Source organism: Streptomyces sp. NPDC101393, assembly GCF_044767385.1.
In the GTDB taxonomy this organism is placed as follows: Bacteria; Actinomycetota; Actinomycetes; order Streptomycetales; family Streptomycetaceae; genus Streptomyces.
Window position 1 is genome coordinate 526385 of record NZ_JBIWNU010000006.1, and the last position, 23984, is coordinate 550368.

18 protein-coding genes and 2 pseudogenes are annotated in these 23984 nt (G+C 72.9%); 12 read left to right on the top strand and 8 right to left on the bottom strand.

All coding sequences use genetic code 11. The features are described 5' to 3' along the window. Positions 1-6: 6 nt before the first annotated feature. Both ACIRQ7_RS22010 and ACIRQ7_RS22015 read right to left on the bottom strand, forming a co-directional pair. Entirely contained in the window at positions 7-1458 is a 1452-nt protein-coding gene (locus tag ACIRQ7_RS22010) for an MFS transporter (protein WP_404264532.1), read from the bottom strand. Then, on the bottom strand, positions 1455-2039 hold the full coding sequence (locus tag ACIRQ7_RS22015; protein WP_404264533.1) for a TetR/AcrR family transcriptional regulator: 585 nt from the start codon (positions 2037-2039) through the stop codon (positions 1455-1457). The genes ACIRQ7_RS22010 and ACIRQ7_RS22015 overlap by 4 nt, the downstream gene beginning before the upstream one ends. Positions 2040-2204: 165 nt before the next feature. On the opposite strand from ACIRQ7_RS22015, the gene ACIRQ7_RS22020 reads away from it, so the two are divergent. The 4 genes from ACIRQ7_RS22020 (at position 2205) to ACIRQ7_RS22035 (ending at position 5192) form a co-directional block, all read left to right on the top strand. After that, entirely contained in the window at positions 2205-3104 is a 900-nt protein-coding gene (locus ACIRQ7_RS22020; protein ID WP_404264534.1) for a RimK family alpha-L-glutamate ligase, read from the top strand. Continuing rightward, positions 3101-3955: a RimK family alpha-L-glutamate ligase gene (locus ACIRQ7_RS22025; RefSeq protein WP_404264535.1), complete on the top strand. Its 855-nt coding sequence runs from the start codon at positions 3101-3103 to the stop codon at positions 3953-3955. Before ACIRQ7_RS22020 ends, ACIRQ7_RS22025 begins: the two co-directional genes overlap by 4 nt. Positions 3956-4171: 216 nt before the next feature. Continuing rightward, entirely contained in the window at positions 4172-4516 is a 345-nt protein-coding gene (locus tag ACIRQ7_RS22030; protein ID WP_404264536.1) for a VOC family protein, read from the top strand. A gap of 214 nt (positions 4517-4730) precedes the next feature. Then, positions 4731-5192, top strand: coding sequence for a DUF4118 domain-containing protein (locus ACIRQ7_RS22035; protein WP_404264537.1), 462 nt, complete (start codon positions 4731-4733; stop codon positions 5190-5192). A gap of 112 nt (positions 5193-5304) precedes the next feature. Here the strand turns inward: ACIRQ7_RS22035 and ACIRQ7_RS22040 are convergent, their stop codons facing one another. Beyond that, positions 5305-5766 (bottom strand): hypothetical protein, encoded by a 462-nt coding sequence (locus ACIRQ7_RS22040; protein WP_404264588.1) that lies wholly within the window; start codon positions 5764-5766, stop codon positions 5305-5307. A 401-nt stretch (positions 5767-6167) separates the two neighbouring features. On the opposite strand from ACIRQ7_RS22040, the gene rsgA reads away from it, so the two are divergent. Both rsgA and ACIRQ7_RS22050 read left to right on the top strand, forming a co-directional pair. Continuing rightward, the gene (rsgA, locus tag ACIRQ7_RS22045; protein ID WP_404264538.1) at positions 6168-7340 is read left to right on the top strand and encodes a ribosome small subunit-dependent GTPase A; all 1173 of its coding nucleotides are present in this window, start codon (positions 6168-6170) and stop codon (positions 7338-7340) included. 118 nt (positions 7341-7458) lie between these two features. Continuing rightward, a complete protein-coding gene (locus tag ACIRQ7_RS22050; protein WP_404264539.1) occupies positions 7459-8979 on the top strand; it encodes a DNA-3-methyladenine glycosylase 2 family protein in 1521 nt (506 codons plus the stop codon). 21 nt (positions 8980-9000) lie between these two features. Here the strand turns inward: ACIRQ7_RS22050 and ACIRQ7_RS22055 are convergent, their stop codons facing one another. Beyond that, positions 9001-9483: a DUF456 domain-containing protein gene (locus ACIRQ7_RS22055; RefSeq protein WP_404264540.1), complete on the bottom strand. Its 483-nt coding sequence runs from the start codon at positions 9481-9483 to the stop codon at positions 9001-9003. Between the two features lie 168 nt (positions 9484-9651). Continuing rightward, positions 9652-10668, bottom strand: coding sequence for a helix-turn-helix domain-containing protein (locus ACIRQ7_RS22060; protein ID WP_404264541.1), 1017 nt, complete (start codon positions 10666-10668; stop codon positions 9652-9654). A 423-nt stretch (positions 10669-11091) separates the two neighbouring features. Between ACIRQ7_RS22060 and ACIRQ7_RS22065 the strand changes: the two genes are divergently transcribed. Beyond that, a complete protein-coding gene (locus tag ACIRQ7_RS22065; protein WP_404264542.1) occupies positions 11092-12420 on the top strand; it encodes a protein phosphatase 2C domain-containing protein in 1329 nt (442 codons plus the stop codon). Positions 12421-12552: 132 nt separating this feature from the next. After that, complete coding sequence (locus ACIRQ7_RS22070) at positions 12553-14295, top strand: pyruvate dehydrogenase (RefSeq protein WP_404264543.1); 1743 nt, start codon at positions 12553-12555, stop codon at positions 14293-14295. A 33-nt stretch (positions 14296-14328) separates the two neighbouring features. Here the strand turns inward: ACIRQ7_RS22070 and ACIRQ7_RS22075 are convergent, their stop codons facing one another. Beyond that, entirely contained in the window at positions 14329-17487 is a 3159-nt protein-coding gene (locus ACIRQ7_RS22075; protein ID WP_404264544.1) for an alpha-mannosidase, read from the bottom strand. Positions 17488-17825: 338 nt separating this feature from the next. On the opposite strand from ACIRQ7_RS22075, the gene ACIRQ7_RS22080 reads away from it, so the two are divergent. Beyond that, entirely contained in the window at positions 17826-18206 is a 381-nt protein-coding gene (locus ACIRQ7_RS22080; RefSeq protein WP_401470491.1) for an ATP-binding protein, read from the top strand. Positions 18207-18322: 116 nt separating this feature from the next. On the opposite strand, the gene ACIRQ7_RS22085 is transcribed toward ACIRQ7_RS22080, so the two are convergent. Beyond that, the gene (locus ACIRQ7_RS22085) at positions 18323-19408 is read right to left on the bottom strand and encodes a DUF2637 domain-containing protein (protein WP_404264545.1); all 1086 of its coding nucleotides are present in this window, start codon (positions 19406-19408) and stop codon (positions 18323-18325) included. 483 nt (positions 19409-19891) lie between these two features. On the opposite strand from ACIRQ7_RS22085, the pseudogene ACIRQ7_RS22090 reads away from it, so the two are divergent. Both ACIRQ7_RS22090 and ACIRQ7_RS22095 read left to right on the top strand, forming a co-directional pair. Then, positions 19892-20803 (top strand): annotated as a pseudogene (locus ACIRQ7_RS22090) (family 16 glycosylhydrolase); the annotation flags it as partial. 77 nt (positions 20804-20880) lie between these two features. Continuing rightward, a pseudogene (locus ACIRQ7_RS22095) lies at positions 20881-21660 on the top strand (ThuA domain-containing protein); the annotation flags it as partial. Positions 21661-21804: 144 nt separating this feature from the next. Here the strand turns inward: ACIRQ7_RS22095 and ACIRQ7_RS22100 are convergent. Continuing rightward, positions 21805-22491, bottom strand: a complete 687-nt coding sequence (locus ACIRQ7_RS22100; protein ID WP_401470486.1) for a DUF2848 domain-containing protein — start codon at positions 22489-22491, stop codon at positions 21805-21807. Positions 22492-22612: 121 nt separating this feature from the next. Between ACIRQ7_RS22100 and ACIRQ7_RS22105 the strand changes: the two genes are divergently transcribed. Next, entirely contained in the window at positions 22613-23971 is a 1359-nt protein-coding gene (locus ACIRQ7_RS22105) for an MFS transporter (protein WP_404264546.1), read from the top strand. The last annotated feature ends 13 nt before the right edge of the window (positions 23972-23984 follow it).

Consider the following 23984-nt stretch of genomic DNA (forward strand, 5'->3'; position numbering starts at 1 on the left):
CCCCGATCACGGCTCTTCGGTCCGCCCGTCGGGAGTGGGCCGCAGCCGGCGTACTCCGGAAATCCGGCGGCGCACGCGGGGGCGGCGGTCGTGGGCGCGCCCCGGCAGGGGGAGCGACAGCAACGCCCCGACGAGAGCCACCGCCGTGAGGGGCAGGAGGGTGGCGTGCATCGCCGAGCGGGAGGCGCCGGCGGGGCCGGTGGCGGCGGTCATCAGCATCGTCGCCACGGCGACGCCGACAGCCGGACCGATGTTCATCGCGGTCTGCTGGAGTCCGCCGGCCACCCCTGAATGCTCCGCCGGAACGCCCTGGACGATGACGGCCGTCGCGGTGACCATCACCGTGCCGAAACCGGCGCCCATCGCGAGAAAGCAGCCGCCGACCGCCGCGGCGGTGGACTCCGGGCCGAGCCGGGAGAACAGCAGGATGCCGAGGGCCAGGAGGGACATCCCGGCCAGGGCGGTACGACGGGTTCCGTACCGGCGCTGCAGAATCGCGCCGGCCGGCGCGGACAGGACCATCATCACGGCCAACGGCAGTACCCGCAGACCGCTTTGCAAGGCGTCCAGCGCGAGGACGTCCTGCAGGAAGTAGGTGCCGATGAAGAGCGTTCCGAACAGCGACGCCGAGGCCGACAGCAGGACGCCGAGAGCCGACGCCACGGGCGCCGAGCGCAGCACGCTCGGCGGCACCAAGGGGCTCGCGGAGCGCCGCATGTGCCGGACGAACCAGCCGCCCGCGGCCGCCGCGGTGGCAAGTCCCAGTGCGGTCGCGGTCGTCCAGCCGGCCTCCGGTATCCCGACGAGGGTGTGCACGAGGGCCGCCGATGCCACCGCGAACAGGCAGGCGCCGGGCAGGTCCAGCCGTGTCCCGGAGGCCTTTCCCGCGGCGGCCACCGCGGGTGCCCGCAGGAGGAGGGCCGCCACGCCGGTCAGCAGCGCGGGGACGACGTTGAGGAAGAAGACGGACCGCCACCCCAGGTGGGTGGTGAGCGCCCCGCCGACGACCGGGCCGGCCGCGGCCGCCATACCGATGGCACTGGTACGCAGCGCGAGGGGCATCGGGAGCCGGTCGGGCGGGTACGCGGCGCGCAGCATCCCGAGGGTCGCCGGCTGCAGCAGGGCGCCGAAGACGCCCTGGGCGACGCGCAGTCCGATCACCCAGCCGATGCCGGGCGCCAGGCCGATACCTGCCGAGGTGGCGCCGAAGCCCAGCATCCCGAGGGCGAAGAGCCGTTGATGCCCGTACCGGTCACCGAGGCGGCCGGCGAGGACGAGGAGCGACGCCACCGCGATGAGGTATCCGGTGCCGGCCCACTGGACCTGTGCGAACGAGGCGTGCAGGTCGCGTTGGATGCTGGGCTGCGCGACGGTCAGCACCGTGCCGTCCAGGGCGACGATCACGGCGCCGATGACGCTGCCGGCGAGTGTGCACCGCCGGTGGTGGTGGGCGTTCACCGGGTCTCGGGCCCGAGGTGCGCATCGAGCGCGGCGGCCAGCAGCGGCTCGACGTCGTCGGTCCCGGCCGCCAGTTGCAGGCTGCCCCACTCCCACAGCTGGGCGATGCCGTGCAGATTGGCCCACAGCGCGCCGGCGACGGCGGCGGGCGCCGCTTCGGAGTGCGGCCGGGCCCGGGTGACCAGGTCGACGAGCGTGCCGAAGAGCGGCAGGCTCGTCGCGCGCAGCCCGAGACGGTCGCTCCTGAGCAGGTCGTGGCGGAACATCAGCTCGAACATGCCGCGGCGGGTCAGCGCGAAATCGAGATAGGCGCGGCCCAGCGCCCGGATCTGCGCACGGGGATCAGCCGGGCCTCTCGTGAGGGTTTCGGTGACCTCGGCGGTCAGGTCGGCGAATCCCTGCCGCGCGATGGCGGACAACAGCTCCACGTGGGTGGGGAAGTGACGGCGCGGAGCGCCGTGCGAGACCCCGGCCCGGCGGGCGATCTCCCGCAACGAGAGGGACTGCGCTCCCTCGCGGGCCACCATCTCGACGCCGACCTCGACCAACCGGGACCGCAGTCCGCTGTCCTGTTCGCTCATGGTCACTGTCTACCAAAGGTGAGTAGACAGTGTCTACTCGCGTGGTACACACGCCGGTCCGGTCCCCGGGGCCGCCCCGGGCCGCCGCGGCGGGCATGGGATCCTTGGGGCGAAATGGATCTGCCGGACGGGACGGCGGACGTCCGGCGATACGAGGGTGCACCGATGAAACTCTGCTTCCTGGTGGAGGAGCAGTACCGGCACGACGGCATGCCGCTGGAGGTGATCCGCCAACTCACCTCCTGGGGGCACCAGGTGGACGTGGTCCGGCCCGGACGGTCACTGATCCGGATATCCGAGGCGATACAGGCCGGCAGCCATGACGCCTGGGTCCTCAAGACCGTTTCCGGCGGACCGGGGCTGACCCTGCTGGAAGCCGCCGCGTCGGTCGGGCTGACCACGGTGAACGACGCCCGTGCCATCCGGGGCGTACGGGACAAGGCGCTCGCGGCGGTCATCGCCCGCAGCCACGGGCTGCCGGTGCCGGTCACCTACGCGGCGGCCCGGTGCGAGGAGTTCGCCGCGATACCCGAGTCGGACTTCCCCCTCGTGGTCAAGCCCGCCGACGGCAGTTCGGGCCGCGCCGTCCGGCTGGTCGCCCACCCGCAGGAACTGCTCGTCGCGGGCACGGAACCGGCCGGCGAGGGCATGCTCATCGCCCAGCCGTACATCCCCAACTCCGGTACGGACCTCAAGGTGTACAGCGTCCGCGGCGAGCTGTACGCAACGGAGCGCCGCTCGCTGCTGCACCCCGGCCGGGACGTCATCGAACGCCGGGTCCCGCTGTCCGCCGACATCGCCCGGATCACCGCCGAGATCGGCACGGTCTTCGGCCTCGACCTCTACGGCGCCGACATCGTGCTCGGCCCGGACGGCCCGGTGGTCGTCGACATCAACGACTTCCCGAGCTTCCGTCAGGTCCCGGACGCGGTGGCGCGGGTGGCGGACGCCGTGCTGCAACTGGCGCGCCACGGGTCCGGAGCGCTGCCGGACCCCGCCACCGCCGCGCTCGGGCCCGCCTTCGCCCCCGGCCGCCCCGCCGTCACCGTCGGCGGCGCCGGGTGAGGATCTGCCTGATCACCGCGGCCCCCGATCACCCCCTGCTGGCCGCGGCCGCCGGGCTGCTGGCCCCCCGTCACCACGTCGAGTTCATCGACCCCGACCGGGCCCCCGGTGCCGTTCCCGGCAGTGGTGTGCCGCCCGCCGGGCACGACGGTTCCGGTCCGCTCGCCGACGTCTATCTCCTCAAGTCGCACACCCCCCGGGGCCTGGCGCTCGCCGCCCGGCTCGAAGAGCGCGGCGCCCCGGTGCTCAACTCCGCGGCGGCGACGACGCTGTGCCAGGACCGGACCGCCATGGCCGCGCTGGCGTCCCGTGCGGGGCTTCCGTTCGCCGCGACCAGGACCATGGCGACCCTCACCGAACTCGCCGAACGCGCAGGAGAGGGGGAGCCCGCTTTCCCTCTGGTCGTCAAGAGCCGGTACAGCCGGCGCCACGACCTCGTCGCCCGCGTCGACAGCGCCGGCCGGCTGCGGAAACTGGCCGCAGAGTGGCCCCAAGAGCCGGTGGTGGTACAGGAGTTCACCGAGAACAGCGGCTGGGACCACAAGCTGTGGGTCATCGAGGGCAGGATCTTCGCGGCACTGCGCCGCTCCGAACTGGCTCCCGAAGGACGCGGCCCGACCCGCCCCCTCGACCTCCGTGACCTGCCGACGGGGTGGGCCGACCTGGTGCTGGGGGCCGGCGAGGCCTTCTGCCTCAGTGTCTACGGCGTGGACGTGCTCGACGCCGGTGACGGTGCCCCGCTCATCGTCGACATCAACGCCTTCCCCGGCATCCGCGGACAGGCCGGCGCACCCGAGGCGCTGGCGGAGCTGGCCCTGCGGACCGCGTCCGGCGCCGCGATCCGCCGCTGACGCCACGCACCCGCCGGGCGTGCCACTGCGCCGGCCGACGTCCCCGCAGCTGCGGCCGTCCCGGGCCCGGACCGCGCGGCCCGCGGCCCCCGGCGCCCCTCGCGTTCGGTCCACATTCACCTGCTGCGGCGTGTCATGGCGGTGCCGGACCCGCCCGACGGCTACTGGTGGGCGTGCGCCGACACGTGCCGCACGAGCACCCACGAGGAGTACGTCATGACCGAAGGCATGAAGACGATCATCTATCCCGTCACGGACCTCGACCAGGCCAGAGCCCTGTTCAGCGTGCTGCTGGGGGTGCAGCCGGCGACCGACGAGCCGTACTACGTCGGCTTCCGGGCGGGCGGCCAGGAGGTCGGTCTCGACCCGAACGGACACAGCAAGGGGATGACGGGCCCGGTCGCCTACTGGCACGTCGACGACATCAGGGACAGCGTGCAGACCCTGCTCGTCGCGGGCGCACAGTCCCTGCAGGATGTCGAGGACGTCGGTGGCGGCAAGCTGATCGCCAGCGTGCGGGACGCCGACGGCAATGTGATCGGCCTGGTCCAGGAGGCCTGAGCGGGAGCGCCGGAAGCGGACCTCACCCGGCCGATTCCCGGCCGATTCCCGGCCGGATCCCGGTCGGACTCCGTCGCAAGAGCCCGGGTGTCAGGGAGTCGTCAGAAAGCCTCCACGGGCCATATGTGAAGCATCAAGGCTGCCGCCGGGCAGGGTCCGCGGCCCGTCCTCGGCGGCAGTCTGGAAGCAAGGGTCCGCAAAGGAGGCGTCCGCCATGGCCACCACTCTTCCCCGCCCGGCACAGGTGTCCCGCCCCCCGGCCCTGCGCGGCGTGGCGGCGCCCGCCGCACACGCCTGGCACCGGGCACCACCCGCGAGATCCCTCACCCAGGACCTGGCGCTGCCGATCGCGGCTGCCGGGGCGGCGCTGCTGGTGACCGCGTTGGTGGTGACGGGCGGACGGGCGCATCCGCTGTTCGCGCTGGCCGCCTTCACGCTGCTCACCGCATGGGTGTCCGCGCTCGCCCGCCCCGTGCAGGTGCCCGGTGTCATCCTCGTCGGCTGGCTGTTCCTCGACGGTTTCGTGGTGCACCGGATGTCGGACCTGGGCCTGCGGCAGGACGACCTGAGGGCCCTGTTCGTTCTGGCCCTCGCGGGCGCCGCGGGCGCCGGCTGTGCGGCGGTGGTCCGCGCCGTCACATACCGCCGGTCAGCCGTCCACGGTGCTGACGACTGAACCGACCGGACAGGAACCGCGCCACCGACCGGACAGGAACCGCGCCCGGCGTTCAGCGACCGCCCGCCGAGGAGGGCGGCCTCCGACCGGCTGCGGCCACGCCGACGTGCCGTCAGCGGCAGCACCGGCACCGGCGGTGCCGGTGCGGGGCCGCCTGCCGCCAGCGCGCCTTCGACGCCAGAAAACCCAGCCCGATGCCGAGCATCCAGGTGTCCTTGGCCAACGGGACGCCGTCCTGCGTCGGCCGCAGACTCCCGGATTCCCGCATCCCGGGAACCCGCAGATAGAGGCCGACCAGTCCGCCGGAGAACCCGGTCAGCGCGAGTCCGGCCAGCCGGGTCGGCACGAAGGGCGACAGCAGCGAAGCGCCGACGGTGATCTCCGTCAAGGCCAGCAACCGGGTGAACCGCTCCGCCTCGATGTGCCGCAGAAACGGGTACGCCGTACAGGCCATGCCGTGCAGCATCTCGGCCGTCGCCTCGTCCGCCTTCCACTTCCCCAGGCCGGAGTTGAGGATGAACGCGCCGGTGGCGAGGCGCGGGGCCACATCGCGTGGTTCGGGCAGCTGCATGATCGAGCCTCCATAGCCAGCCGTACACATCAGGCATCGGCCCCCTCGACGAGCTTAGCCAGGGCCCCACCGAGCTGCCACGCCACAGCACAGCGGGAGCCGGGACCCCCGCCGGGGCCCGCCGGAAAAAGGAGTGGCGCGGCCGTACGGGTCGGTCTAGGTTGAGTGCGTTCCGGACGACGGCCTGTGGCTGTCGTGAGGGTGGCCGTGGAGAAAACCGGAGGTGAGTACTGATGACTGTCATTGCGGTGGGCGCTGCCCGCATCCAGAAGATCGTCAGTTTCGCCTCTGCGGTCTCCGGCTGAATCGTCGAGAATCCGGTCCCTGAGGACTTCGGATCTCCGGGACATCTCTCGTGTGCGCTGAAGCGCGCGCTGCCGGGGCCGCCTTGTGAAGGGTTTCCCTTGAATTTCCCTCTTGCTTCTCCTTCTTCGTCCTCGGACCCGTCCTCGCTCTCGGCCTACGGGTGGGACGAGGGGTTCGCGGAGAGCTTCACCCCCTTTGCCGGGCAGGGGTTCGTGCCCGGCCGAATCGTCCGGGTGGACCGCGGACGGGTGGACGCCGTGGTGCCCGACGCCGCCGATGGCGGGGACGCGGTCCTCGCGGGCGGCGGTGTACGGACGGTGCTCGCGGACACCGCGCTGGTCGCGACCAGCGATCCGATGCGGGTTCCGTGCACGGGCGACTGGGCCGTGATCGACTGTGCGAACGGCCGGGCGGGCGACCATCTCGACGGTGTGGTGCGGGCGTTGCTGCCCCGGCGCACCGCGTTCGTACGGTCGACGTCGTCGAAACGGTCCGACGGGCAGATCCTCGCGGCCAACGTCGACCACGCGGTGATCGCGGTCTCGCTGGCCGAGGCGCTCGATCTGGGACGCATCGAACGGTTCGTCTCGCTCGCCTGGGAGAGCGGGGCCCAGCCCCTGGTGGTGCTGACCAAGGCGGACCTGGCGGGGGACCCGGCGGGGCTGGCGCATCTCGTCGCGGACGCCCGGTCCGCGGCTCCCGGTGTACGGGTGCTGGCCGTCAGCGCGACGACCAGGGAGGGGGTGGAGGCGCTGTCCGCGGCGCTCGCGGGCGCGACGTCCGTCCTGCTGGGGCGCTCCGGAGCCGGGAAGTCGACGCTCGCCAACGCCCTGGTCGGCGCCCGCGTCCAGGACGTGCAGGCCATCCGCGACCAGGACGGCAAGGGGCGGCACACCACGACCACCCGGGACCTGTTGGTGCTGCCGTCGGGCGGGGTGCTGATCGACACCCCCGGGCTGCGCGGCGTCGGGATGTGGGACGCCCAGGCCGGGCTGTCCCGGACGTTCTCGGACGTCGAAGGGCTGGCCGAGGAGTGCCGCTTCCAGGACTGCGCGCATGACGCGGAGCCCGGCTGCGCGGTCCAAGAGGCCGTCCAGGAGGGCGAGTTGCCGCAGCGACGGCTCGACAGCTACCGCAAGCTGCAACGGGAGAACCAGCGCATCGTCGCGAAGACGGACGCCCGGCTGCGGGCCGAGATCCGGCGGGACTGGAAGCAGAAGCAGGCACTGGGCCGTCACATGATGGAGCGGAAAAGGGGGCCGCGGGGGTGACGGTTGAGACCGCGCGGATGGGATGACGGGCGGCGGCGGCCGGGGGCGGCGGACCCCCGATCGCCGCGTCCGATTTCCGCCGGTCGCCGAGCGGTGAGCGGCGCACACTGAGCGGGTGATGGATGACGAGACCAGGTACGAAGCGGTGTCCAGCCGGGACGCCCGGTTCGACGGGGAGTTCTTCTTCGCGGTGACGACGACCGGGATCTACTGCCGGCCGAGCTGCCCGGCGGTCACCCCGAAGCGGCCGCATGTGCGCTTCTTCCCGTCGGCCGCCGCCGCGCAGTCCGCCGGGTTCCGGGCCTGCCGGCGGTGCCGGCCGGACGCCGCGCCCGGCTCCGCCGAGTGGAACGTACGCGCCGATCTCGTCGGCCGGGCCATGCGGTTCATCGGGGACGGCGTGGTCGACAGGGAAGGCGTCGGCGGCCTCGCCCAGCGGCTCGGCTACAGCGCCCGGCAGGTGCAGCGGCAGCTCACCGCGGAACTGGGCGCCGGACCGGTGGCACTGGCCCGCGCCCGGAGGGCGCACATCGCGCGGACGCTGGTGCAGACCACGGACCTGCCGGTCACCGAGGTGGCGTTCGCGGCCGGTTTCGCCAGCATCCGGCAGTTCAACGACACGATGCGGGAGATCTACGCCGGTACGCCGAGCGAGCTGCGGGCGGCGGCCGCCGGGCGTCGGCAGCGCGGCGCGGGCCGGGCCGAGCGCTCCCCGGCCGCGGGTATCCCCTTGCGGCTCGCCCACCGGGGCCCGTACGCCGCGACCGAGATCTTCGACTTCCTGCAGCGGCGGGCGGTGCCCGGTGTGGAGGAGGTGCGCGGGGCGCGCGGCGGCCGCACCTACCGCCGCACCCTGCGCCTGGCGCACGGCACCGCGATCGCCGAGATCGACGAGCCGCGCGGGACACCACAGCGCCGCCGCCCGCCGGCCGGCCTGGTGTGCCCGGCGGCGCGCGGCTCGGCCGGCGGCTGGCTGGAGTGCCGACTGCGGCTGACCGATCTGCGGGACCTGTCGACGGCCGTGCAGCGGATGCGCCGGCTGTTCGACCTGGACGCCGACCCGTACGCCGTCGCCGACCGGCTGGGCGCCGATCCGCTGCTCGGCCCGCTGGTCACGGCCCGCCCGGGACTGCGCTCGCCCGGCGCTGCGGACCCCGAGGAGCTGGCCGTACGCATCGTGCTCGGCGGGCCGCCGGAGCGCGCCGCGGAGCTGGTGCGGGCGTACGGGAAGCCGCTGGACGCGCCGGACGGCGGGCTCACCCACCTGTTCCCGGAGCCCGGTGACCTGACCGGCGGCGGCCTTCCCGGACCGGTGCGCGCGCTGTGCGCGGCGCTCGGCGACGGGAGCGTGTCGCTGGACGCGGGCACCGACCGCCGGGCCACCGAGCGGGCCCTGGCGGCTCTGCCCGGCGTCGGGCCGCGAACGGCGGCCACCCTCCGGATGCGGGCGCTCGGCGACCCGGACGTACCGGTGCCGCGCGGGCCGGGAGCGGTGTCCGGGGCGGGCGACGCATGGCGGCCGTGGGGGGCGTACGCCCTGCATCATCTGTGGAGTGCCGGGCTGCTCCCGGAGGGCGAACTGCCCGGCCCTTACGCGGCACCGCAAGCCGCCGTGCCCGCCCGCGCCCTGGTGGGGTGACGCGCCGGGCGCACGCCCCGCTCAGCCCGCGATCGCCGCGCCCGCCCAGGCGCCGACCACCAGCAGGCAGGCGAACAGCTCGATCAGCACGCTCAGGCCGATGGCGCGCATGACCGTCCGCACGGACGCCCAGGCGTCGCCGTGGCTGCCCAGCCGGGCGCGTTCGAGGGCGTAGAGACCGCCGACGGCGCCCAGCGGACCACCGATGACGGGGACGACGAAGAACCCCACGATGCCGGTCGTCCCGGCCAGGAACAAGGTGCGGTACGGGGCGCCGGCGGCACGGAGGTCGCGGGTCGGCAGCAGCCATTTGACGGCCTGGTTGAGCAGCAGGACGACGGTGGCGCCGATGAGGACCGCCCAGGCCAGGGCGGTCTGCTCGGTCATCGCCCACCACAGCACGCCCGCCCACACGATCAGCGGCCCGGGGATGCCCGGAATCAGCACGCCGAACAGACCGAGCAGCATGACCAGGCCGACCGCGACCCACTGCCATCCGCTCATGCGCCGGCCTCACTCCGTCCGGCGGGCCCCCGCGGGCAGCCGTCGGCCGCCGGGCGCGCCCGGTGCAGCGCGCGCCCGGTGCCGGCTCCTACGCTGCGGTCTCTCATGGCCCCAGCCTGCCGGACGCGACGCGCACGCGCCCCCTGGGGCGCCCCCGCGAGGCAGGCTCTACCGCCCCACGCCCCTTGCCTGCCCCTCGCGTGCCACCCATCCCCGTTCGTAGGCGTACCAGCCCAGCTGCAGCCGGGTGCTCACGCCGGCCAGCTCCATCAGGTGCCGGACCCGGCGCTGGACGGTGCGCAGCCCCAGATCGAGCTGCTTGGCGACGCTGGCGTCCGTCAGCCCCGCCAGCAGCAGCGAGAGCACCTCCAGGTCGGAGGTCTCCGGCTCGCCCATGGGCGCTTCGTAGGACGTGCCGTCGGTGCCGAGCCTCAGGGGCACGGCCTGCCGCCAGACGGCCTCGAACAGGCCCAGCAGGGATTCCAGCAGCCCGCTGTCGTGCACCACCAGCGCGGCCGGTTCGGAGGGCGCCGCACCGCGTGCGCTCAGCGGCACCATGGCCAGCGCACGATCGGCGACCACCAGCTTCGTCGGCACCTCGTCGACCACCCGTACCTGCTCGCCGCGGCTCAGGGCCTCAGCGAGCCGGCCCAGCCCGCCGGGGGCGTCCAGGACGCCGCGCTCGATGACCACGCGGTAGACGACACCGCGCTCCACCGCCCGGTCCTCGGCGTCGTTCTCCACGTCCGTCACCGCGGCCGGTGTGGTCGTCACCAGCGCGCACACCTCGTGCGTGGCGCCGAGCTGGAGCTGCAGGAAGCGGTGCGCGACGGCGCTGGTGCCGGTGACGACCTCGACCAGGTCGTGCACGGCGGGTTCTGCGGCCTGGCCGCGGAACTCCTCGGCCAGCAGCGCGGTCGCCAGCTCGGCCCGGTCGAGGTCGTGCCGCTGCTGGGTGAGCAGGGCGCCGAGCGCCACGGCGGGCGGTGCGGCGGTCCAGCGCCCGGGGCAGGTGGAGGACTGGGCGACCAGGCCCTGCCGCTCCAAGTGACGCAGGGTGCGCACGGTGTCGTCCTCCGGCAGCGCCAACCGGTTGGCCAGATAAGGCACTTCGGCGGCACCCAGCCCGACGAGTGCCCGATAGGCCGTTTCCTGGGCCTCGTCCAGTCCTATGGCACTCAGCATCTGCATCCTCTCCGCCGTTGGGTGGCGGGAATGAGCCACGGCGCACATCCGCCGCGGACATCATCCCCGCACCACCCGGTGCTCTGCCAAGGTGTCGACACCGCAGCACCCGTTGTCGCCAGGTGGGGACGGTGTGGTGAGGCGTCCTGACTCGGACAGTGGTTCACGGGAGCAGCCCATGAGCGGCAGTTCGCGGGCGGCGGTTCACCGGAGGGCCGAAGACACGGAGGGGAGTCTTCGGACCCCGGTGAACGCTGCGGCCCGCGCGCCACGCCGGAACACCCATCTGATGGTGTGGTCCGCCGCAGACATGCGCTGACCTCTGAGCTCCGCCGGGCGGTCACCTGTGGGGGGTGGGCCGCCCGGCGGAACCCCCTTCGCGCGCCCTGTCTCCCCGACGCCCATCCATGGACAATACGGTCCATGAACCAGCAGGGTGCACGACGCGGCCAGGAGGACGACTGGTGGCGGCAGCTGTACGGCGACGCTGACGGCGAGGGCGCCGAAGGAGGCAGGGCCGGGGGAGGCAGGGCCGGGGGAGGCAGGGCCGCCCGCGGGCCGGCCCGCGACACCGGCCCGTCAACCGCGCCGGACAGTCTCGACGACCGGGTGAACTCGGCGCTGCGGGCGGTGGGTCCGGTGGGGCCGGCGGCCGAGGAACGCCGGGCGGTGGCCGAAGCGGAGCCGCCCGCCCCGGAACCGCCGCAGGACCCGGCCGAGCCGGAAGGGGCCGCCGCGGTGCCCACTCCCCGCGACGCGACACGCGAGCCGCCGCCCCGCGCCGCCGACTTCCTCGGCGACCGGCCGCCCGCCTACGCACCGGAACCGGTGGCGCTGCCCGCCGCCGACCCCGCAGCGCTCGACGAACTGGTGCCCGACACGGTGCTGGACGGCGCCGAGTACGGCTCGCTGACGCTCCGCGCCGCCTCGGTGCGCGGCGACGCGGCCCGCTACCGCGGTGAACCCCGCCGCGACGCGCTGCTGACCGCCCGGTTCGGCACCGGCCGGGACACCCTGATCCTGGTCGCCCTGGCGAGCGGCGGACCGGGCACCGAAGGCGCCCACTGTGCCGCCCGTGACGCCTGCGCCTGGATCGGGGGCGCGGTCGGGCGCAGCTCCACCCGACTGGCGGAGGACATCCGTACGGACCATCGCGGCGCGCTCAAGTCCGGGCTCCAGCGGCTCACCGACCGCAGTTACGGCAAGCTGCGCGGCCGGGCGGCGGAACGGGGCGCCGCGCCGGAGGAGTACACCGCCGCACTGCGCTGTCTGCTGCTGCCGGCCGACCCCGAATGCCGCACCCGGGTCTTCTTCGGCGCCGGCGACGGCGGGATCTTCCGGCTGCGCGACGGCGCCTGGCAGGACCTGGAGCCCGCGGGAGGGGAGTGTGTGACGGCCGGCGCGGTGCGGGGGCCGGAGGCCGTCGACGACCCGGCCGACGCCTACCGCCGCACCCTCGACCTCGGGCTTCCCGCCCGGCAGCCGCTCCCGGACACGGCGTCGGCGGACGGCGGGGCGCGGCCGGACTCCTTCCACTTCGGCGCGGCCACCGCCCGGCCCGGCGACACCCTGCTGCTGTGCAGCGCCGGCTTCGCCGAGCCGCTGAACGAGGAGCCCGCATTCGCGGCCCGGCTGGCCGACCGGTGGCCGGGCCCCGGGGCGCCGGGCCTGCTCGGCTTCCTCGCGGACACCCAGCTGCGCGTCCAGGGTCACGCCAAGGACCGTACGGCCGTGGGGGTGTGGGAGTCGTAGAGCCTGCCGCAGCGGGCAGGCGGTGTCTCCCGAGGGGCCCGCACCGCGGTGGCGCCTGCGGAGGCGGGCCGAGGCCCTCCATGGGTTCATGGAGGGGCCCCGCACCGACCGCGCCGAAGGAGCGAGCACGACATGGCGAAGCAGACCGTGGCCGAGCAATTCGTGGACATCCTGGTGCGTGCCGGGGTGCAGCGCCTCTACGGCGTCGTCGGCGACAGCCTCAACCCGGTGGTGGACGCCATCCGCCGCAACTCCGCCATCGACTGGATCCAGGTCCGGCACGAGGAGGTCGCGGCCTTCGCCGCCGGGGCGGAGGCGCAGCTCACCGGGAAGCTCGCCGCCTGCGCCGGATCCTGCGGCCCCGGCAACCTCCACCTCATCAACGGCCTCTTCGACGCGCACCGCTCGATGGCCCCGGTGCTCGCTCTCGCCTCGCACATCCCCTCCAGCGAGATCGGCACCTCGTTCTTCCAGGAGACCCACCCGGACCGGCTGTTCACCGAGTGCAGCCACTACAGCGAGCTGATCTCCAGCCCCCGTCAGATGCCGCGGGTGCTGCAGACGGCGATCCAGCACGCCATCGGGCAGAGCGGCGTCTCGGTGGTGTCCCTCCCCGGTGATATCGCCGGGGAGCAGGCCCCCGAGCGCGCCATCGAACACGCCCTGGTCACCTCGCGGCCCTCGGCACGCCCCGGGGACGCGGAGATCGACGAGCTGGCCCGGATGATCGACGAGGCCGAGCGGGTCACGCTGTTCTGCGGCAGCGGCACCGCCGGGGCGCACGCCGAGGTGATGGAGTTCGCGGAGCGGGTGAAGGCCCCGGTCGGGCACGCGCTGCGCGGCAAGGAGTGGATCCAGTACGACAACCCGTACGACGTCGGCATGAGCGGGCTGCTCGGCTACGGCGCGGCGTACGAGGCGACCCATGAGTGCGATCTGCTGGTGCTGCTCGGCACGGACTTCCCGTACAACGCGTTCCTGCCGGACGACGTCAAGATCGTCCAGGTCGATGTGCGCCCCGAACACCTCGGCCGCCGCTGCAAGCTGGACCTCGCGGTCTGGGGTGATGTGCGTGAGACGCTGCGCTCGCTGACGCCCAAGGTGCGGGCGAAGCCAAGCCGGAAGTTCCTGGACCGGATGCTGAAGAAGCACGCCGACGCGCTGGAGGGCGTGGTCAGCGCCTACACCCGCAAGGTCGAGAAGCACGTCCCCATCCACCCCGAGTACGTCGCCTCCGTCCTGGACGAGGAGGCCGACGACGACGCGGTCTTCACGGTCGACACGGGTATGTGCAATGTCTGGGCGGCCCGCTATCTCACGCCCAACGGCCGCCGCCGGGTGATCGGTTCGTCCAGCCACGGCTCGATGGCGAACGCGCTGCCGCAGGCGATCGGCGCCCAGTTCCTCGACCGTGGCCGGCAGGTCGTCTCGATGTCCGGCGACGGCGGATTCTCCATGCTGATGGGCGACTTCCTCACCCTCGTCCAGTACGACCTGCCGGTGAAGGTGGTGCTCTTCAACAACTCCTCGCTCGGCATGGTGGAGCTGGAGATGCTGGTTTCCGGCCTGCCGTCGTACGGCACCACCAACCACAACCCGGACTTCGCGGCCATCGCCCGCGCGGCCGGTGCGCACGGCGTGCGGGTGGAGAAGCCCAAGCAGCTGCGCAGCGCGCTGCGGGATGCCTTCAAGCACAAGGGCCCGGCGCTGGTCGACATCGTCACCGACCCCAACGCCCTGTCCATCCCGCCGAAGATCAGCGCGGAGATGGTGTCCGGCTTCGCGCTGTCGGCGGGCAAGATGGTGCTGGACGGCGGGGTCGGCCGGATGCTGCAGATGGCCCGCTCCAACCTGCGGAACATTCCGGGCCGGTGAGGTCCGCGAGGTCAGCGAGGTCCGTGAGTCCGGTCAGCGCTCCTGCGGGTCCTGCCGGCGCTGCGGCCGCAGCCGCAGGGTGAGGATCTGGAAGGGACGGAGCGAGAGCGTCACCTCCGAGGTCGGGCCGTTCTCCGCCTCCCGCAGCGGCCGCTCCAACAGGTCCGTGACGGTGGTGCGTTCGACCGCGAAGCCCGGGGTCAGGACGCCGGTGGCGCGCCCGCCGTGCGACTCGTACAGCCGCACCACCACATCGCCGCTGCGGTCCTCGGCGAGCTTGACCGATTCGACGGTGATCGCCGGGTGGTCGACCCGGACCAGCGGGCCTGCGGGGGCGTGGCCGGACGGCGGTACGGCGGTGGTCCGCAGCGGCAGGTTGAGCGCCAGCCCCTCGGCGACGGCGTCACCGACCCCGGCGCCCGGCAGCAGCGCGTAGCGGAAGCGGTGCGTGCCCTGGTCGGTCTCCGGGTCGGGGCTGTGCGGGGCCCGTAGCAGCGTCAGCCGTACGGTCGTGCCCAGCCCCTCCTCGTGAGGTGTGCGGGTGACGTCATGGCCGTAGGTCGAGTCGTTGAGCAGGGCGACGCCGTAGCCCGGTTCGGCGACCCGCAGCCAGCGGTGCGCGCAGATCTCGAAGCGGGCCGCGTCCCAGCTGGTGTTGGCGTGGGTGGGGCGGTGCACATGGCCGAACTGCACCTCTGCGGTGGACCGTTCTGCGTGCACGTCCAGCGGGAAGGCGGCCTTGAGGACCTTCTCCGACTCGCGCCAGTCGATGTCGGTGGTGATGTCGAGCCGCCGCGAGCCCGCCCGCAGCGTCAGCTCCTGGGTGAGGCGCGAGGCGCCGAACGCCCGGGTCACCCGGACCGTCGCGGACAGCGGGCCGGAGGCGACCGCTTCGACGGATTCGGCCGCGGTCAGATCCGTGTGCCGGTTGCGGTAGTGCCGGTCCAGGTCCCAGGCGTCGTACTGGTTGGGGTGGTCCGGGTGCAGCTGGAGCAGATTGCCGCGCGCGCCCGGGGCCAGCACCTCACGCCCGGTGGACAGGTCGCGTACGGACGTCAGCAGCCCGTCGGCGTCGACGCGCACCCGCAGCAGGCCGTTGTCGAGGGTGAGCGGACCGTCGTCGGTGACCAGGCGCACGGGCGGCGGCGCGGGGGAGCCCGCACCGCCCTGGACGGCCGCCGAGCCGAGGGCGGGGACGTGCACGGCGACGGTGGCCGGCCCGCCCGTCGTGCCGGGCGGGGGCGGCACCTCGACGATCTCGTCCCGGTCGTAGGGCGAGGCGTTGAAGACCGCAGGAACGGCCGGGCCGGGCTCCGCGACCGGGCCGGCGAGCGCCGCGAGCGCCTCCTCGGTCAGCGCGGTCAGCTCCGCCTCGACCGCGGCGTAGGTCGCACGGGCCTCCCGGTGCACCCAGGCGATGGACGAGCCGGGCAGGATGTCGTGGAACTGATGCAGCAGCACGGTCTTCCACAGGCGGTCCAGGGCGTCGTACGGGTAGGCGTAGGGCGCGTCGTACGGCGCCCCGAGGGCGGCGGTGGCGGCGGTGGCCGCCCACAACTCCGCCTCCCGCAGCAGGTGTTCACAGCGGCGATTGCCCTGCTTGGTCCGGGCCTGCGAGGTGTACGTCCCGCGGTGGAACTGGAGGTACAGCTCACCCGACCACACCGGCGCCGCCGCCCCGTACTCCTCGTGCGCGGCCTCGAAGAACCGGCCCGGCGGCTCGATCTCGACGCGTGGCGAGCCCTCCAGGGAGCGCAGCCTGCGCGCCCTCTCCAGCATCTCCCGGGTCGGGCCGCCGCCGCCGTCGCCCCAGCCGAACGGCACCAGGGAGCGGGTGGCGTGCCCCTTCTCCGCGAAGTTCCGCTCGGCGTGCGCGAGTTCACGGGCGTGGAACTGCGAGTTGTAGGTGTCGACCGGCGGGAAGTGGGTGAAGACGCGGGTGCCGTCGATGCCCTCCCACCAGAAGGTATGGTGCGGCATCCTGTCGGTCTGGTTCCAGGACAGCTTCTGGGTGAGGAACCACTTCGCCCCGGCCAGCCGCGCCAGCTGCGGGAACGCCGCGGTGTAGCCGAAGGAGTCCGGCAGCCAGATCTCCTCGGTCTCCACCCCCAGCTCCTCCAGGAAGAACCGCTTGCCGTGCACGATCTGCCGCGCCAGCGCCTCCCCGCCCGGCATGTTGGCGTCCGACTCCACCCACATCGAGCCGACCGGCGCCCAGTTCCCCGCCCGTACGGCTTCCTTGATCCGCGCCCAGATGTGCGGCTGGTGCTCCTTGACCCAGGCGTACTGCTGCGCCTGCGAGCAGGCGAACACCAACTCCGGGTATTCCGTGGCGAGTTGAGTGACATTGGCGAAGGTGCGGGACGCCTTGCGCACGGTCTCGCGCAGCGGCCACAGCCACGCGGAGTCGATATGCGCATGCCCGGCCGCCGACACCCGGTGGGCGCTCGCCGCGGCCGGGCTGCTCAGCACGTCCGCCAGCTCGGCCCGCCCCGCCACCGCCGTGCCCGCGACATCGTGCAGGTCCAGCGCGTCCAGCATGTTCTCCAGGGCCCGCAGGATGCCGTGCCGCCGCGGACGGTCGGCGGGCAGCTCGTGCATCAGCTCCGACAGCACCTCGATGTCCAGGATCAGATGCCATACGTCCTCGTCGAGGACCGCCAGATCCGCGGCCGCGAAGCGGTACAGCGGCCGGTCCGGCGCGGTCCGTACGTCCCCCAGGTCGGTGGGCCGGAAATCGCGCAGCACCGCCGGGTTCGCGGCCGCCTCCAGCAGCAGCCGCACCTCCTCGCCGCCCTGCGCCGGCGCGGCGACGGGGACGTGCCGGTTGCGCGGATGGATGCCCTTGAGCGGCACCCCCTCCGCGTCGTACACCAGCCCCTCCGCCTGGAAGCCGGGGCCGTCGCCGCTGAACCCGGGGTCGAGGACGGCCTCCACCCGCCGGCCCGCCCACTCCTGCGGCACCGCACCCGCCAGCCGGAACCAGCTCGTCGACCACGGCGGCCCCCAGGCGTCACCGGCCGAGAACGGCTCGTACGCGGCCCGCAACGCCTCGCCCACCGGAACCGGTTCGCCGGGCGTGTGCCAGACGGTGAGCCGCAGCGGCACCCGCGCCGCGTACTGCGCGGGCCGGATGAACTGACCCAGCGCCCGCTCCAGGCGCCCCTCCACCAGCAGTCGGTCGTCGTGCACAGCGGCTCCTCACGCTCGTACGGACGCGCATGTCCGGCACGATCCCGGCCCGCGCGCTCACGCCAGGCATACCCAGCCGCGGCCCGGCCGGCCCACCTGCCGCGCGGGCGGCGGCACACCGCCCGCGGGTGCCGCAGGGCGGCGAACCGTCACAAGTCGAAGCATGGCGCCTGATCCGATGGGCATGCTGACCGTGAGGCTGTTCGAGGATGAGCGCCGATAGGTCGTCCGGGGCGGGGGAGAGAATGCGTCAGCCTGTGCGGCGCGAGGAACGGAACAGACACGACGGAACGACGGACGGGAGCCGGAGCGGGACGATCGCTGCGAAGCCGCCGGGGATGCTGGAGCGGAAGGTCCGGCCGACGGACCTCAGGGCCGTCGGCGAGGTGCGCCAGGAGCTGCGGCAGCTGCTGAGCCGCTGGCCAGGCGCGGGAAGCGGTGACCTCGCGGAGATCGCGACGCTGCTCACCAGCGAACTGGTCACCAACGCCCTGGTGCACGCGAAGGGCGGCGCCGTCGTCACCGCCACCTTCACCGACCGGCTGCGGGTGGAGGTGCGGGACTTCGTCTCCCGGCGCCCCGAGCCCCGCGCGCCGACCGTCGACGGGACGTCCGGCAGGGGCCTGATGCTGGTGCGCTCCTTAGCGGACTCGTGGGGCATCCGCTCCCACGGCGTCGGCAAGAGCGTGTGGTTCGAGCTGGCCGCCGGGCCCGCCTGACGGCGCCGGAGATCCGCGGGGCCCCGGTGCCCGTACGCCCGCCGCCCCGCGCACACCAGTGAGTCCGAAGACGCGGCTGCCCTATGGGCGGGCGGCGCGGCTCCGGACTCACCCGGCTAGCCGAACTGCTTCTCGATCTGGGCGAGTTTCTCCTCCAGGGAATCCAGCCGGGGCACCGTCTGGGTGTCGTCCTCGGCGGTGAGATCCACGGCTTCCCGGTGCTCGGGCTGCCCAGTGGCCGCCCCGTCCTCGGCGCCGGACACGGCCTTGAGGGCCGGGCGGGAGCGCACCTGCCGCTCGCCCGCGGGCAGTGGCTCCGGGATGCCGGCTATGACCGAGTCCGGGCCGGACACGTCCGCGGTTGCCGGGCCGGGCGTCAGCGCCGGCCTGCCGCCGCCCCTGCCGATGCCCCAGGAGCGGTGCTGCCTGTTGATGGCCTTGATCCGCGCCCGGTCGAGCTTGCCCTGCTCCCGCCTGCGGTGACGGTTCTGCTCGGCCTCCCGGCGGTCCTCCCGGACCTCCTCGACGGCCTCGTCCAGCGTCCGTACGCCCTCCAGGAGCATCAGCGACCACGCCGCGAAGGTCTCGCGGGGCGCACGCAGCCAGCGGACGATCCGGATCTGCGGCAGCGGGCGGGGCACCAGACCCTGCTCGCGCAGCGCCGCCCGGCGGGTCTGCTTCAGCGCACGGTCGAAGAGGACCGCGGCCGACAGTGACATCCCGGCGAAGAACTGCGGCGCGCCCGCATGGTCCAGGCCCCGGGGCGCATGCACCCAGTTGAACCACGCCGCTGCGCCCGCGAACGTCCACACCAGCATCCGCGAGCCGAGCGCCGCGTCACCGTGACTGGCCTCCCGCACCGCGAGGACGGAGCAGAACATCGCCGCGCCGTCGAGGCCGAAGGGCACCAGATACTCCCAGCCCCCGGAGAGGTTGAGGTTCTGCACGCCGAAGCCGACCAGGCCGTGGAAGGACAGTGCGGCGGCGACCGCCGCACAGCAGAACAGCAGCAGATACGAGGCCGAGGCGAAGAGGGCCTCCTTGCGGCGGCGCCGTTCCTCACTGCGCTCCCAGGAGTCATCGCCGGTGGACCGGGCCGCTGCGCGCTTTCCGCGCAGCACCAAGGCCACGGCCGCCAGGACGCCGACGAGCAGCAGAACTGCCGGAACCAGCCAATCCAGCGATATGTCGGTCATTCTCATTCTGGGATCCCTTGCCTCGGCGTACGCGGTTTCGCGCGACATCCTGACCGAAGCCGTTGCCGTAACCGAGGCATTCGGAACAAGAGGACGCCAAGGGGTGCGGGGAAGGCGTGCTGGTGTCGAACTCCCGTTCTTTCGCGGGTGGTTGAGTTCGAGAGAGATCACCCTGACGGGTGGCGTGGGCCTCGGGGCGCCGCGCCGAGCGCCGATGCGCCTCCCGCCCTGCGACCGGAACCAGGCGTCGCGCCGCATGTGCCCCGAATGTTGCGGGATGGTCCGGTTGCCGCGTAACCGTCCATGTCGGTGGCCTGCGTTCAAGAATTTGGTCCGGACCAAGACCTTGACAGTGTCTTCCTTCACTTCTTAACTCACACAGTGAACTAAGCGCCCCTCAGGCCGAGTTCCCCACCCGCGCCGGTCGGCGCACAGTCACTCGGTTCGCATGCGCTTCCTGCCACTCCGGCAATCCTGGAAGGGAGAGTCATGGACTCCCCGCGCTTCCCCCGACGTCTGCTGCTGTCCTTCGCCTCGGTCCTCGCCCTCGCGTCGCTGACCGGCGGACCGGCGCAGGCATCACCCGCTCCCGCAGCGGATCCCCCCACGCCGTCCGCCGCCGCCCCCGCCGCGGCCGCTGTCACGTTCTCCGATGAGTTCGACGGGCCGGCAGGCTCCGCCGTCGACGGTGCGAAGTGGCAGATCGAGACCGGCGACAACGTCAACAACCACGAGCGGCAGTACTACACGGCGGGCAACCGCAACGCCGCCCTCGACGGCCAGGGCCATCTGGTCATCACGGCCCGCCGCGAGAACCCGGACAACTACCAGTGCTGGTACGGACGGTGCGAGTACACGTCCGCCAGGCTGAACACGTCCGGCAAGTTCACCACCACGTACGGTCGCGTCGAGGCCCGGATGAAGATCCCGCGCGGACAGGGCATGTGGCCGGCGTTCTGGATGCTGGGCGACGACATCGGCCAGGTCGGCTGGCCCAACTCGGGCGAGACCGACATCATGGAGAACGTGGGCTTCGAGCCCTCGACGGTCCACGGCACGCTGCACGGCCCCGGCTACTCCGGCTCCGGCGGCATCGGCGCCGCGTACTCCCTGCCCGGCGGGCAGGTGTTCGCCGACGCCTTCCACACCTTCGCCGTGGACTGGAGCCCGGACGCGATCACCTGGTCCGTCGACGGCACCGTGTACCAGCGCCGCACCCCGGCCGACCTCGGCGGGAAGCAGTGGGTCTTCAACAAGCCCTTCTTCCTGATCCTCAATCTCGCGGTGGGCGGCTACTGGCCGGGAGACCCCGACGGCAGCACCGTCCTGCCCCAGCAGCTCCTGGTCGACTACGTCAGGGTCAGCACCGACGGCGCACGGTCCGCCGCCGGCAGGCAGACCCATGCGTCTCCCGATGCGGCCCACCCGGTGAGCCACCCGTGAGGCGACTCGCCGCGCGGCTGCTGCTCCTGATGGCGATGGTGATGGGGCTGACGGCGGCACCGGCCCAAGCGGCGCCCGCCGCACCCGACTTCGCGGTGCTCGCGTTCTCCAACGGCACGTGGGACGACGCCCACATCGACTTCGTCACGGAAGCCAACGAGTGGTTCCCGCGCTCCGCCGCGCAGAACAATTTCACGTACAAGGCGACAACGGACTGGGATCTGCTCGCGAACGGAGGGGTGAACGACTACCAGGTCGTGCTCTTCCTGGACGACGCGCCGAAGACGTCCGCCCAGCGGGCCGGTTTCGAGCGGTACATGCGGGCCGGCGGCGGCTGGATGGGCTTCCACGCCTCGGCGTTCACCACCGATGCCGACTCCTGGCCCTGGTACCACCACACCTTCCTCGGCAGCGGGAACTTCCGGACCAACACCTGGGGGCCGACGGAGGCGGTGCTGCGCACGGAGGACCGGACGCACCCCTCGGCCCACGGACTGCCCGCGACGTTCACGTCTTCGGTCAGCGAGTGGTACAGCTGGTCCGGCGACCTGCGCGCCAACGCCGACATCAAGGTCCTCGCATCCGTCGACCCGGTGAGCTTCCCGCTCGGGACGGACCCCGATCAGTCCTGGTACAGCGGCGACTACCCGATCCTGTGGACGAACACCCGGTACAAGATGCTGTACGCGAACTTCGGACACAACGCCATGGACTACGCCTCCCACACGAGGCTTTCGTCGACGTTCGCGAGCCCCACCCAGAACCGCTTCCTGATCGACGGCCTCAAGTGGCTCGGCGGCGCGGGCGGTGCGCCGGCTCGCGGGTGAGCGCAGGCTGACGCGATGCGTTCAGCACGGCCCACGGCCTCCTGGCTGCCCGACGCCCAGGAGGCCGTTGGCCTGCCGCCCGCCCGGTGGGAGCGGCCCCGCCCGGCGCGGAGTACGTGACCCGGGCAGGCGTCAGCCGATCGGCTCGGGCATGGGTACCACCTCGTAGCCGAGCCGGATGACATCCCCGGTGGCCGGGTCGCCCAGCTCCACCCGCCAGCCGTCGGCGAACTGGTCCACCTGATCGGCCATGGGGATGGTCCCGGAGATGAGGACCGTGCCGGGGACCAGGTCGCCCCGGGACCGCAGCACCTCCGCCCAGTAACCGGGAGTGAGCAGCTCGGCGAGGGTGCCGTGCTGGATCTCACTCTCCTTGCCGTCGTGGCTGACCCAGGCCCGCAGGGTGAGCGCGTCCAGGCGCGGCTCGACGTCGGCAAGCCGCCATGCGCGCCGGGCCAGCACATCCGGGCCGGCGTTCTTGCTCCAGGCCACGCCGTGGACCTCCAAGTCGCGGTCGGTGTGGTCGCAGGCGGCGGTCAGCAGCAGCTCCCCTTCCGCCGCCACGACCAGGGCCCACTCGGCCTCGCCGGAGGTGCGGGCGTGCTGCGCGGCGACGCGGTCGGTCTGCTGGGCCAGGTAGGGCGAGACGGGGTAGAGGGCCGGGGTCACGGACGGCGCGGGCACGCCCAGCTCGGCGAGCTCGGCGACATGGGCGGCGACGTCGTCCTGGCTGCGCCCGGCGTAGCCGGCGTTGAGCACCTGCCGGACATCGACATCGCGGGTGGAGCCATCAGGCAGTTCGAAGGTCAGCACGGCCACGGGGCCTCCTGGTGGGAGCGGTTCGACGCGAGGAAATTTCGGCGCAGGGCTTGCGCATACGACCTGTATACAAGAAGTATGCCGAAAGGTCGATGTCCACTCGATGCAAGGATTGGGACGTATGCGATACACCCAGCAGGACGACAACGGGGCCCTCCCTGGCCGCTCCGGCATGCGCCGGGCCTTCCTCGCCGGCCTCACCGGGACCGCGTTGGAGTGGTACGACTTCGCCGTCTACTCCGCCTGCGCGGCGCTGGTCTTCGGCGATCTCTTCTTCCCCTCGCAGGACCCCCTGACCGGCACCTTGCTGGCGTTCTCCACCTACGCCGTCGGTTACGTGTCCCGCCCGCTCGGCGGCTTCGTCTTCGGCCGGCTCGGTGATGTGATCGGCCGCAAGAAGGTCCTCATCGCCACCCTGGTCCTCATCGGCGCGGCCACCTTCCTCATCGGGCTCCTGCCCTCGTACGGCACCGTCGGCATCGCCGCATCGATCGCCCTGGTCGTGCTGCGCTTCGCCCAGGGCGTCGGGGTCGGCGGCGAGTGGGGCGGGGCCGTCCTGCTGTCGAGCGAGTTCGGCGACCCGCGCCGCCGTGGCTTCTACGCCTCCGCCGCCCAGGTCGGACCGCCTGCCGGAAACCTCCTGGCGAACGGCGTGCTGGCCACGCTCGGGGCACTGCTGAGCGAGGACCAATTCCTGTCCTGGGGCTGGCGGGTGGCGTTCCTGCTGTCCGGGGCGCTGGTCGCCTTCGGCCTGTGGATCCGGGTGAAGCTGGAGGAGACGCCGGTCTTCAAGGCCATGGAGGCCGAGCAGTCCCGGCCCGAGGCGCCGATCCGCGAGGTGTTCACGACCCAGCCGCGCGCCCTGTTCGCCGCGATCCTGTGCCGGGTGGCCCCCGATGTGCTGTACGCGATGTTCACCGTCTTCGTGCTCACCTACGCCACCGACCGGCTGGGCATGTCACGCGGCTCCGCGCTGACGGCCGTCCTCGTCGGCTCCACGCTGCAGATCTTCCTCATCCCCCTGGCCGGTGCCGTGTCCGACAGGGTCAACCGGCGTCTGCTGTACGGCGGCTCGGCCCTCGCGGCGGGCGTGTGGCCCTTCGCGTTCTTCCTGATGGTCGACGGCGGCAGCCGGCTGCTGCTGATGTTGGGTGTGATCGTGGGGCTGGCCATCCACTCCTTCATGTACGGCCCGCAGGCGGCATTCGTCGCCGAGCAGTTCTCGCCCCGGCTGCGCTACACGGGCTCGTCACTCGCCTACACGCTGGCCGGCCTCCTCGGCGGCGCCATCGCTCCGCTCCTGTTCACCGCGCTCCTGAGCTCCTACGACAGCTGGGTTCCCCTGGCGCTCTACATCGCGGTGACGGCGGCGGTCACGATCGGCGGTCTCTGCCTGGGGCGGGGCTCCGCCCCGGCCGAGGAGGAGGACGCGCGGCTCGCCGCCGCTCAGCGGAAGGAGCCCGCCGCTCATGCCGTGTAGGCCCGCGCCGGCC